The following is a 12500-nucleotide window of genomic DNA, read 5'->3' as shown; positions in this document are numbered from 1 at the left end:
GTCTAGAATTTTCGAATAGTTGTTTCTAATTTATATAGAAAGTATCCTTGGTCAAATACTGTTTTCCGTCATACTGCCACTCCATGTTAATGTCCCAGCGACCGCCTACCAAATTTGATTTAGGTATGAGCAAAGATGGATTAGACAACGAAATAGGAATTTCGAAGTCTAATTTTTTGTTAGACGGTCTATAAAGGGACACTGTTCCTTTTATTTTATGTGGCTTAAATGCGGATGGAAAAACAACTGTGATTCCGGCAGCAGTCTTTACTATAAGTGGTTTTTGATCTAAATCCTCTGCATTCTGGACTCTTTTCATTTCCTGTCCAAAAACAGCGTCATGCTTGTAATATTCCTCGACGACCAAATCGTTATCATATTTTGGATTTACTTGTACTTTGATAACAAAATATAAAATGAAACTCATAAACAATACAATTGCTATGACGATTCCGCCTCCCCAATTAATTTTCATATCTATATTTTTAATTTTGAAGGCGCACCTTCAATTAATTATTATACTAATCGAAACTTCGTGGACTTAAAAAATTAGTCGTACTGGTTTCAATTTTTTTATCACCGTCGTACACTTCAATTTTTAATTTTGTTTTATCACTCTCTAATAAATATTGATTGATTTCAACAAACAAGGTCCCTTCATTCATTCCTTGTTTTTTAACTATAAAATGTTGTTTTCCAACTACATTTAAACTTCCTTTTATACCTTCCAATTTGAAATGAATATCATTAAAATCATTGTTGGTCTTATTTATAATTTTATAGGTAAAAACATTACTTATTTTATCCCCTTTGTGCTGAAAAAGCTGTCCAGGCAATCTTAAAATAGTAGCCTCTACCTCTGTTCTCAAAAACAGTAAACCCAATAAAATACCGACTAAAATAACCAATATCGAAGTATAGCCTTTCATTCTTGCGGTGAACTTGAAAGGAAGCTTCTGCTCTATTTCATCTTCGGATGCATAGCGGATTAATCCTTTGGGCAAACCTATATTCTCCATTATCACATCACACTCATCAATACAAGCAGTGCAATTCACACATTCCAATTGAGTCCCATTACGAATGTCAATTCCTGTTGGACATACATTGACGCATTGTTTGCAATCGATACAATCCCCTTTTCCGCTGGCATCTCTATCTTCCTGCTTATTAAACTTAGCTCTACCCGTTTCTTTTTCGCCACGTACAAAGTCATAAGCAACATTTATTGATTTATTGTCCAAGAGAACTCCTTGCAACCTTCCGTAAGGACAGGCTATAATGCAAACTTGCTCTCTAAACCAAACAAATATAAAATAGAAAACCCCTGTAAAAATAGACAACGCAATCAACGTACTAATATTATTAATAGGTCCCTCTTCAATCATTTGCAATAGTTTATCACTACCAATAAGATAGGCAAGAAATACATTTGCAATACCAAAAGAGATGATTAGAAAAATAAACCACTTAATTCCCTTTTTTCTTATTTTCTCTGCATTCCATTCTTGTTTAGACAATCTGATTTGCGCACCTCGATCTCCTTCTATCCAATACTCAATTCTACGAAAAACCATCTCTAAGAAAATAGTTTGCGGACAAATCCATCCACAAAATATTCTTCCAAAAATCACAGTAAACAAGATGACAAATACCACTCCTACTATCATAAATAGTACAAATAGATAGAAGTCCTGCGGCCAAAAAGGAAATCCAAAAATATTAAATCGACGTTCCATGATATTGAATAACATGAACTGATTTCCATTAATCTTTATAAAAGGATTGGCAATCAAAATGATCAACAAAAAGTAACTCACCCATTTTCTATAGTCGTAGAATTTACCTGAAGGTTTTTTAGGAAATATAAATTTTCTATTTCCCTCTTCGTCGATAGTACCAATGGTATCTCTAAATGCTTCGTCTGGTAATTTTGACATGTTTTTATTTTTATACTTTCAATGTATCTTTAGTTAGCAACCGAAACTTCAGTACTCGATGCAGCTTCTTCAACCCATACTTCACCGTCAGGTGCTTTTGGATCTTTTGGATTGCTTCCTTTCAGAGACAATACATAACTTGCCACTTTCTGCATTTCTTTTGGTTTAAGTGTACCTTTCCAAGAGATCATTCCTTTTCCATCACGACCTCCATTAACTAAAGTATGGAATACATTTTTAATTCCGCCACCCAAAATCCATTTATCATCCGTCAAGTTAGGCCCAATTTGTCCTCCAGCATCCGCTCTATGGCAGGCTGCACAATTTTCCATGAAAATTGTTTTACCGATAGCTAAATCAGCCGGTTCCGTAAGTAAGGTCACCGTTTTTTCATCCATTAAATCTGGAGCTGTTTTCATGTATTCAGCAACATCAATTTTAGCTTGTGCTAATTCTTTCTTCAATTCCATTTCTTGGTCGTCACCTCCCATAATTTCAAATCGAACCATATATACTAGCGCAAAAACAATACAACCGTAGAATAAATATACCCACCATGGCGGCAGATTATTGTCTAATTCCTTGATACCATCATAGTCGTGATTTAGCAGAAGATTTCCTTCGTTTTCAATAGGCTCAGTTTTGGTCAGTTTTTGCATCAGCGTTTGATACCAGTCGCTCTCCCTAAAACTCAAGTTACTTTGTTCTTCTAATTTTATTTTTTGCTCCTCAGTCAGCATTTGATATGTGATGTTATCAATTGCTTTAATTGTAATTTCTATTGCGATTAAAAGAAATAGAAAAAACAACAGAAACAATGAGACCATAGGGTATTTTATAAATGCGGCTCGATCACCTGAATCTATAAAATATTCCATTGCTCCAAAAATGAGGAAGAAAATTGCCGGTACTCTAACGTAGGCTGGAATTAATTTTTTCATTTTAAATATTTTGAAATTATATATTATTATCGTTAAATGGAATTTGACTCAATTCATTGATCTTCTCTTTTTTATAGAACGCAACCCATATTCCAAGGCCCACAAAGAAGAAAAAGAAAATCAATAACGATAGTATCGGATAAATCGCAACTCCCGCGATCGTTTCCATGTTGTGTTTTATTTGTTCAAACATTTTAAATTGAGTTTAAAAGTGGCAAAGTTTCAAAGTAGCAAAGTTTTTATTTTATGCTTCCGCTACTTTGAGGCTTTGTGACTCTGTTACTTTACTACTTATTATCTTTTACTTTAATATCAGTTCCTAACCTTTGTATGTAAGCTATTAATGCTACAATTTCTCTCTCATGCATTGGCACAAATTTTTCTCCTTTAGCCACTGCCTTTTTCTTACTGTTCTCATAACTTTTAACAAAGTCAGGATCAGCATGAAGATTATCTTCAATTTTTTGAGATTGCTCCTTAATTGCATTTTTAGCATTTGCAACTTCAGCATCAGTGTAAGGAACTCCTAGCGTTTGCATCACTTTCATTTTCGCTTCAATATCTGAAATATCTAAAGCGCTATTGTCAAACAACCATTTGTATCCTGGCATTATAGAACCTGAAGAGGTACTTTGAGGACTCCACATATGGTTGAAGTGCCAGTTATCATTGTACTTACCTCCTACTCTTAATAAATCTGGTCCTGTACGTTTAGAACCCCAAAGGAATGGATGATCATAAACAAATTCTCCCGCTTTTGATTGTGGCCCGTAACGTTCTACTTCACTTCTAAAAGGACGTACCATTTGTGAGTGACAACCCACACAACCTTCACGGATGTATAAATCACGACCTTCTAATTCCAAAGGTGAGTATGGTTTTACACTGGCGATAGTTGGAATATTAGATTTTACCATTATCGTCGGAACGATTTGAATAATTCCACCAATTAAGATTGCTACTGTTGCAAGAATTGTCAACTGAATTGGTTTTCTCTCTAACCAAGGGTGAAACTTCTCTCCTTTAGTTCTACCACTGCTGATTTTTTGTAATTCAGGTGCTTCGGCTAATTCATCTTCAATTGATGCATTTGCTCTGATTGTTTTAGTGATGTTATATACTAAAACAAACATTCCGATAATATATAAGGTTCCTCCTGCAGCACGCATCCAATACATTGGCATAATTTGCGTCACAGTTTCAAGGAAATTTCCGTAAGTTAAAGTTCCATCAGGATTAAATTGTTTCCACATTGAGGCTTGTAAAAAACCGGCTACGTACATCGGTAATGTATAAAGTATGATACCTAGTGTCCCAATCCAAAAGTGAAAGTTGGCCAATTTAGATGAAAACAAAGGTCCTTTTGACATTCTTGGAACCAACCAGTAAATCATACCGAAAGCCATAAAACCATTCCAAGCCAAAGCCCCAACGTGAACATGTGCAATAATCCAATCCGTGAAATGCGCAATTGCATTTACGTTTTTAAGAGACAACATAGGTCCTTCAAACGTAGCCATACCATATCCGGTAATTGCTACAACGAAAAATTTCAAAACAGGATCAACACGCACTTTATCCCAAGCACCACGTAAAGTCAACAATCCATTAATCATACCTCCCCAAGACGGAGCCAATAACATGATTGAAAACGCAACACCTAAATTCTGAGCCCAGTTAGGCAATGCAGAATATAATAAGTGATGGGGACCTGCCCATATATATAAAAATATCAATGACCAAAAGTGAACGATTGACAAACGGTAAGAGTATACCGGACGGTTTGCCGCTTTTGGTACAAAATAATACATCAATCCTAAAAACGGAGTCGTCAAGAAAAAAGCTACCGCATTATGCCCGTACCACCATTGCACTAGAGCATCTTGTACACCTGCATAAACGGAGTAACTTTTCATTGCAGACACAGGCAATGCCAAACTATTAAAAATATGTAAAACGGCTACCGTTACAAAAGTGGCCAAATAAAACCAAATCGCAACATATAAATGACGCTCTCTTCTTTTTAATATTGTACCAATCATGTTGATACCAAAAACAACCCAAATCAATGCAATGGCAATATCTATAGGCCATTCCAACTCAGCATATTCTTTTGAAGAAGTATATCCTAACGGTAAGGAAATGGCCGCGGCCACAATAATTAATTGCCAACCCCAAAAATTCAGGTTACTCAAAAAATCATTAAACATTCGCGCTTTCAACAATCGCTGCAAAGAATAATAGACTCCCGCAAACATTGCATTTCCTACAAAGGCAAAAATAACTGCATTAGTATGTAAAGGTCTTAATCGACCAAAACTTAACCACGAAATTCCGTCCGTAAGATTTGGGAATAAAAATAATGTCGCCAATAAAAGTCCGACTGCCATTCCGACCACTCCAAAAACAATGGTCGCGTAAATGAACTTTTTAACAATTTTGTTGTCATAGTAAAACTGCTGCATTTCCATAATTAATTTTGTTTTTCTTCTGTTGTTTGTATTTCTTTTTGGGGCTTGATCTCGTCATCAAAAAGCATCCTGACGGATGGAGTATAGTCATCGTCATATTGACCACTTCTTACCGCTACTATAAAAGCAATAAAAAAAGCAACAGCTACGAAAATACTGATGGAGATTAATAAATAAATGACACTCATACCTATAATTTGTGTATACAAAGTTAACTTGCTTGTCCTCCTAAAAATATGACATTTATCATACTTCTTTATTTTTTGTTAAATTTATTATAAAGTTACCTTAGCCTTTTTGCATAATAATTACTCATTATCGTTACAAAACTCACAATCGTAATGGTGCTTAACGGCATAATTATAGCGGCAACCAAAGGCATTAAATTTCCCGTGATTGCAAATGACAATCCTACTACGTTATAAAACAATGATATTGCAAAACTCATCTTGATAGTTTTCATTGCTTTTTTCGAAAGCTTTAAAAAATAGTGCAATTTTTGAAATTCGTTCGCTTCAAGAATGGCATCACAAGCAGGTGAGAAAACATTGACGTTTTCTGAAATTGATATACCGATGTTGCTTTGCGCCAATGCACCCGCATCATTTAAACCATCGCCAACCATCATAACATTTTTACCCTCTTCTTGTAGTTTCTTGATGAATTCGAGTTTCTGTTCTGGCTTTTGATTAAATACCAATTCAGTTCCCTGTGGCAAAATATTCCTTAAAGTCGTTTTTTCGCCATCGTTATCACCAGATAATACTTTGATCTGGTAATTTTGTTTCAAAATCTTAAAAAGACTGTCTAAGCCCTCTCTGTATTGATTATTGAAAACATATTTCCCGAAATAAACCCCATCAATCATAATATGAACCGATGTTTGCATGATGTCGTTTTCTTCTGATTTTTCGACAAAAAGAGCAGAACCTATTTTAATATGCTTTCCATCAATCATACCTTGAATTCCTTTACCAGTGATTTCTTCAAAATCATTTGTTTTCATTCTCTTTCCTTCTGGTAAGAAATCATACAGCATTCTGCTCAATGGATGATTAGAAGCTCGAAGCAAATTTTTGACCTGAATTAAGTTCTCTTCAGAAAACGAAATACCTTCATAAGAAATACTTGATTTCTTGTTGGTCGTGATAGTTCCTGTTTTGTCAAAAACTATCGTATCTACTTTTGCTAATTGTTCAATGACTAAAGCATTCTTTAGGTAAAATTTCTGTTTTCCCAAAATCCGTAATACATTACCCATAGTGAAAGGAGCGGTCAACGCCAAGGCGCAAGGACAGGCTACAATCAATATGGATGTAAAAACATTAAAAGCAGTGATTGTATCAATAAAAATCCAATACATAAATGAGCTAAAAGCAATCAACAAAAGAATTGGAGTAAAATAACGGCTGATCATATCAGTGATATTTTTGTGTTTTTGTTCCACATCTTTCTGAAAAACATCATTACTCCATAACTGAGTTAAGTAACTTTGTGACACTGAATGCAGCACCTCCATATCGATAACTTTACCTATTTGTTTTCCTCCGGCAAATATTTTATCTCCCGATTTTTTGGTGATCGGAATTGCTTCTCCTGTCACAAAACTGTAGTCAATTGACGCACTTCCACTAATTAAAATACCATCAACGGGTATCAACTCTTGATTCCTGATAAGCAACCGATCCCCTTTTTGAATATCATAAACCGGAACACTCTCTTCTGTAGTATCACTATTAACTCGGGTAATGGCTATAGGAAAATAGGACTTAAAATCCCTTTCGAAACTTAAAAAACTATAAGTCTTGATTTGAAACATCTTACCCAATAACATAAAGAAAATCAAACCCGTTAAACTATCAAAGAAGCCAGACCCATAATTAAAAGCTATATCTATGGTACTCCTAACAAACATTACAATAATCCCCAATGCGATTGGGATATCAATATTCAACATTCCTGACTTGATACTCTTGTATGCGGAAATATAATAGCCATTGGCCGAATAAAAGAAGGCAGGCAACGAGATCACAAAAATCAACCACCTAAAGAAAGGCTTGTAAGTGTCTAGCCAATACTCATTAACTTCAAAATATTCAGGAAAGGAAAGCAACATAATATTTCCAAAACAAAAGAAAGCAACGCCTAATTTGTAAGTTAAGCTTCGATCAATATTCTTCGTCCCCGTTTCATAATTGTCCAGACTAATATAGGGTTCATATCCAATAGAACTTAACAGATAAACTATCGTTTTGATCGAAACTAATTCTGGATTGTATGTAATCCTAACTGTTTTATCTGGGAAATTTACCTGAGAAGCGCTTATTCCTTTTTGAAGACGTTGTAAATTTTCCAGAATCCAAATACACGAACTACAATGAATATGAGGAATACTAAGTGAAACAATAGCGGTTCTATCCTCTTGAAACTCCAATAATTTTGAAATAATACTTTCATTGTCTAAAAAATCATATTTACCGCTTATGTCTAGCGGAGTCGCTCCAGGGGATTTTTCAAAATCATAATAGCAGCCCAAATCATTCAGACTAAAAATTTCGTACACGGTCTTACAACCGTTGCAACAAAATTTTTTTTCGTCAAAAACAATTTCTTCTACTTTAATTATATCTAAACCACAATGGAAACAATTTTGTGTATCCATAACTTTGCTCATTTTACCTAATACAAAGATGCTCAACGAATGTTAATTAAAATATGATATATGTCATATAAAACCGTAATTTTACCGAACTAACAAACCTTTTTCAAGATGAGTAAATGCGAACAATGTATAGTTAGAGAATTTAGTTCTCTAAAAGCACTCAGCAAAGATGAGTTACTAAAACTTGCTGATTGCAAAACATCACACACCATTAAAAAAGGGGAAGTGATTTTTGGAGAAGGCGAAAATGTAAATGGAATATTCTGCATTAAAAAAGGAGTATGCAAACTCACAAAATTAAGTCCAAACGGTAAAGATCAAATAATAAAACTTGTTACAAAAGGAGAGTTATTAGGTCAACGTTCGCTAATAAGTGAAGAACCTGTAAACTTAAGTGCCGTTGCTCTTGAAGACATGGAAGTATGCTTTATTCCTAAAACCGAGGTAATGGGTTTCTTTGACAAGAACAACCAGTTTTCTATGAATGTAATGAAAACCATTTGCGGAGACTTAAAAGAAGCTGATGGTCATATGGTTGATATGGCCCAAAAATCGGTCAAAGAAAGATTAGCAGAAACACTGCTTCATTTGCATGATACTTTTGGTGTAAACGGGGATAATTCATTAAAGATTCAGTTGTCAAGGGATGAATTAGCCAGCATGATTGGGACTGCCACTGAAAGCTGCATTCGCTTGTTGTCTGATTTTAAAAAATTAGGAATAATTGAATTGGTCGGCAAGAAAATCACTCTTAAAGACATCAATAAATTAAAAAGGATCGCTGAATAGTTACTCTTTTATACCTATTGTTTCCTATCCATTAGCATATAATAAACGGGAATTCCTAATAATACAATACCAAGACCTAAACCTGTATTTACCGTGTCATATACTAGCAATGTAAGACATATACCAGTGGTAATTACAACATAAATTGCAGGTACAAATGGATACCCAAAAGCCTTATAAGGTCTTTCTGTATTAGGTTCTTTTTTTCTTAATATAAATACACCAATGATAGTTAAGATATAAAATAACAAAGAAGCAAAAGTAGCATACGTTAATAAGTCTCCAAATTTACCTGAAAGTGCTAAAACACAAGCCCAAATACATTGTACCCACAGCGCTTTGGCCGGAACTTGATTTTTATTTAATTCTGTTGCTTGTTTAAAAAACAAACCGTCTTTTGCCATAGCGTAAAACAATCTACCTCCTGAAAGAATCAGTCCGCTATTAGCACCAAAAGTAGATACCATAATTAACGCTGCCATTACAAAAACACTAACATTACCCATAATCATACCTGCAGCTGCAGCTCCAACTCTATCATTATTTGCAAACATAATTCCGCCATCAAAAATAGATGTCGCTCCTGGAGTTCCTTGCATTGGTAGTAACGCTAAATACGCTACGTTAGCCAAAACATAAATAATCGTTACAATCAATGTTCCTAAGAATAAACTTCTAGGAATATTCTTTTTTGGCTCTTTAATTTCTCCTGCGATAAAAGTAACATTGTTCCAGGCATCACTTGAAAATAAGGAGTTAATCATTGTCGCTGCGGCAGCTCCTAACAGTGCCGTTCCGGCCAATTTTGTAACAGTTACGGTTCCATCAGGATTAAGTACCGTTTTACTCGCATCCCACATATTAGCAAAGTTATTTGCCAAAATATCTGTTTTTAATCCTACGTAGATCCCTAGAATAATCAAAGCAAATAAAGCAATCAATTTAGCCGAAGTCAATATGAGCTGCACTATTTTTCCACTTTTAACTCCTTGTGTATTGATATATGTAAGCAGAATAATACTTAAAATAGCCAATAGTTTGCTATTTGTAAATACAAAACCTGCTCCTATTTGAAAAAGCGTATCGTCTAAGATTGGAAAAAAAATGGCCGCATAACTGGCAAATGTTACTGCAATTGCAGCGATAACCCCTGTTTGAATCACTGTAAAAACGGTCCAACCATAGAGAAAGGAAACTAATCTACCATACGCACGCTGAATGTACACAAATTGTCCACCGGCATTGGGCATCATTCCTGCTAATTCACCATAACTCAAAGCTGCGGCAACTGTAATCAAACCTGTTACCATCCAAATAACTAGCAACCAAGCTGCTGAACCTATGTCCCTTGCCATGGCCGACGTAACAATGAAAATTCCGGATCCTATCATGGAACCCGCTACTAAACTCGTAGCATCAATTAATCCTAAAGAGCGTTTTAACTCCGTTTTATTTTCCGACATAGTTCTATGCTGTTGACTTGTATTGTGTTTTATTTTAAGTTCAAGCTAAAATGTAGTTATAATTTCTTCGCTTCTTCCCAGAAAATGTCCATCTCTGCAAGAGTCATGTCCATTAAAGGTTTACCAAGTTCTCCAGCTTTGCTTTCCAGGTATTGAAAACGCTTAATGAATTTTTTATTGGTACGCTCTAAAGCATCTTCTGGATTAATATTTAAGAAACGAGCATAGTTAATCATTGAAAATAAAACATCTCCAAACTCTCCTTCCATTTTATCTTGATCACCAGCAGCGACCTCAACTTGCAACTCCTCTAACTCTTCTTGCACTTTATCCCAAACCTGGTTTGATTCTTCCCAATCAAAACCGACACCTTTTACTTTATCCTGAATTCGGCTTGCTTTTACTAAAGCTGGCAAACTTTTAGGCACACCCTCCAGAACGGATTTTCTACCTTCTTTTAGCTTTAATTTTTCCCAATTCTGTTTTACTTCTTCCTCGTCTTTTACTACCGTATCGCTATAAATATGAGGATGACGGTGAATTAGTTTATCACAAATTTCGTTGCAGACATCAGCAATGTCAAAATCATTTGTCTCGCTTCCTATCTTAGCATAAAAGACAAGATGCAACATCAAATCGCCCAGTTCTTTCTTAACTTCGATCAAATCATTATCCAAGATGGCATCACCTAATTCATAGGTTTCTTCAATGGTAAGATGTCTAAGTGTTTGCATGGTTTGCTTTTTATCCCATGGACATTTTTCACGAAGATCGTCCATGATATCTAGTAATCTTTCGAAGGCCTTAAGTTGAGTTTGTCTTGTATTCATTGAAAATGATTTTGTGTAAAAATAAGAAATCCTGAAATCTAAAAAAGTAGATTACAGGATTTCTTTATAAATAATGAGAATAAATTATTCTACACTCTTTTTTTATTTTTTTTGAGTTTCAGCAACTGCTTCCGCTTCTGTATCAGAAGGAGTTTCTGCTACAACATTTTCTTCAGCTACTACCTCATCAACAACAAGACCTTTAGCCTGGATCATATTGTACCAGTTTAAAATTTTCTTAATATCTGAAGGATACACTCTTTCTTCATCGTAATCAGCTAAAATCTCTTTGAAATAAGCAGCCAATGTAGCGTTATCTGATTTATGTGAAATTGCAGGACCATTACTTTCTTTTGCAGCAATTTTTTTCATTATTTCTGCCAATGGTTGCTCACCTTCGTAAGTATAAACTGAAATCTCGGATAACAAACTCACATTACTTTTTAAGTTTACTGTAATTTTTTTTCCATCTGCTAATGATTCAGCAACAAAACCACTACGTGTTTGTACTTTAAGTAGATATAAACCTGGTTTCCCTGAAATCGCTAATATTTTTTCTAAATTCATGCTATTTTACTTATAATTAAGAATTCTATTTTTTTTATGTGTTTTGTCAAAGTCCAAGAACCATACCAAGATAAGCCTTCTAAAATCAATTTACCTTCCTTTTTTGGCAATAAATCTCATTCTATAATCTTGAAATGTTTTGCCTTCAGTTATATTTTTTAACTTCTTCTGAATCAAGCGTTTTTTTAAAGATGAGATCTTATCCGTAAACAAGATTCCTTCTATATGATCGTATTCATGCTGAATAACTCTAGCTATTAATCCTTCAAAAACTTCTGTTTTCATTACAAAATCCTCTTCACAATACTCAATTGTAATTTTTGGATTTCTGTAAACGTCCTCACGAACATCAGGAATACTCAAACATCCTTCATTAAAACACCATTCTTCACCTTCTTCTTTCAACATTTTTGCGTTGATAAAGGTTCTTTTAAAGCCTTTTAATTCTTGTTGTTTACTAGCTTCCAAATCCTCATCATCGCTAAAAGGAGTGGTATCGATCACAAATAAACGAAGTGCCTTTCCTACTTGCGGAGCGGCAAGACCTACTCCATAAGCATTATACATCGTTTCGTACATATTAGTTATCGTTTCCTTTAAGTCTGGGTGCTCTTCTGTAATATTCTCCCCTACCTTTCTCAAAACGGGATGGCCATATCCTACAATTGGTAAAATCATTGTTTTTGTATTAAGTATTATCAACCCTAAATTTAGAAACTTCATTCTTTAAATACGGTTGGCAAAAATAGTAAAAATTTAGAGAATGAATAATTCCTGATTGATAAATAGCATATATTTATATTTAGTACTTAATTCACTGCCGTTTCTGATTGGGTT

Annotated in this window: 12 protein-coding genes; 1 reads left to right on the top strand and 11 read right to left on the bottom strand. The window is 34.6% G+C overall.

Features of this window, described 5'->3' with window-relative positions; translation table 11 throughout:
- Positions 1-25 precede the first annotated feature (25 nt).
- From HJ01_RS09620 to HJ01_RS09590, 7 genes are all read right to left on the bottom strand, one after another.
- Entirely contained in the window at positions 26-475 is a 450-nt protein-coding gene (locus tag HJ01_RS09620) for a FixH family protein (protein ID WP_007138195.1), read from the bottom strand.
- Between the two features lie 46 nt (positions 476-521).
- On the bottom strand, positions 522-1940 hold the full coding sequence (ccoG, locus tag HJ01_RS09615; RefSeq protein WP_007138194.1) for a cytochrome c oxidase accessory protein CcoG: 1419 nt from the start codon (positions 1938-1940) through the stop codon (positions 522-524).
- A 29-nt stretch (positions 1941-1969) separates the two neighbouring features.
- Complete coding sequence (locus tag HJ01_RS09610) at positions 1970-2881, bottom strand: cbb3-type cytochrome c oxidase N-terminal domain-containing protein (RefSeq protein WP_007138193.1); 912 nt, start codon at positions 2879-2881, stop codon at positions 1970-1972.
- 16 nt (positions 2882-2897) lie between these two features.
- Positions 2898-3074, bottom strand: a complete 177-nt coding sequence (locus HJ01_RS09605; protein WP_040473833.1) for a cytochrome c oxidase subunit IV — start codon at positions 3072-3074, stop codon at positions 2898-2900.
- Positions 3075-3168: 94 nt separating this feature from the next.
- On the bottom strand, positions 3169-5352 hold the full coding sequence (gene ccoN, locus HJ01_RS09600) for a cytochrome-c oxidase, cbb3-type subunit I (RefSeq protein WP_007138191.1): 2184 nt from the start codon (positions 5350-5352) through the stop codon (positions 3169-3171).
- A 2-nt stretch (positions 5353-5354) separates the two neighbouring features.
- Positions 5355-5540 carry a cbb3-type cytochrome oxidase assembly protein CcoS gene (gene ccoS, locus HJ01_RS09595; RefSeq protein ID WP_007138190.1) on the bottom strand — a complete coding sequence of 62 codons (186 nt, stop codon included), beginning with the start codon at positions 5538-5540 and terminating at the stop codon, positions 5355-5357.
- A gap of 95 nt (positions 5541-5635) precedes the next feature.
- The gene (locus HJ01_RS09590) at positions 5636-8014 is read right to left on the bottom strand and encodes a heavy metal translocating P-type ATPase (protein WP_007138189.1); all 2379 of its coding nucleotides are present in this window, start codon (positions 8012-8014) and stop codon (positions 5636-5638) included.
- 108 nt (positions 8015-8122) lie between these two features.
- Between HJ01_RS09590 and HJ01_RS09585 the strand changes: the two genes are divergently transcribed.
- Positions 8123-8803, top strand: a complete 681-nt coding sequence (locus HJ01_RS09585; RefSeq protein WP_007138188.1) for a Crp/Fnr family transcriptional regulator — start codon at positions 8123-8125, stop codon at positions 8801-8803.
- 14 nt (positions 8804-8817) lie between these two features.
- Here the strand turns inward: HJ01_RS09585 and HJ01_RS09580 are convergent, their stop codons facing one another.
- The 4 genes from HJ01_RS09580 to def all read right to left on the bottom strand — a co-directional run bounded on the left by HJ01_RS09580 (position 8818) and on the right by def (position 12341).
- Complete coding sequence (locus tag HJ01_RS09580; protein ID WP_007138187.1) at positions 8818-10266, bottom strand: APC family permease; 1449 nt, start codon at positions 10264-10266, stop codon at positions 8818-8820.
- Between the two features lie 56 nt (positions 10267-10322).
- Positions 10323-11096 (bottom strand): nucleoside triphosphate pyrophosphohydrolase, encoded by a 774-nt coding sequence (mazG, locus tag HJ01_RS09575; protein ID WP_007138186.1) that lies wholly within the window; start codon positions 11094-11096, stop codon positions 10323-10325.
- A 102-nt stretch (positions 11097-11198) separates the two neighbouring features.
- A complete protein-coding gene (locus HJ01_RS09570; protein ID WP_007138185.1) occupies positions 11199-11663 on the bottom strand; it encodes a DUF5606 domain-containing protein in 465 nt (154 codons plus the stop codon).
- Between the two features lie 90 nt (positions 11664-11753).
- Positions 11754-12341: a peptide deformylase gene (gene def / locus HJ01_RS09565; RefSeq protein ID WP_007138183.1), complete on the bottom strand. Its 588-nt coding sequence runs from the start codon at positions 12339-12341 to the stop codon at positions 11754-11756.
- Positions 12342-12500 lie beyond the last annotated feature (159 nt).

The sequence above is a fragment of the Flavobacterium frigoris PS1 genome, from assembly GCF_000252125.1.
GTDB lineage: Bacteria > Bacteroidota > Bacteroidia > Flavobacteriales > Flavobacteriaceae > Flavobacterium > Flavobacterium frigoris_A.
This window is presented reverse-complemented; position numbering and strand designations above follow the sequence as displayed.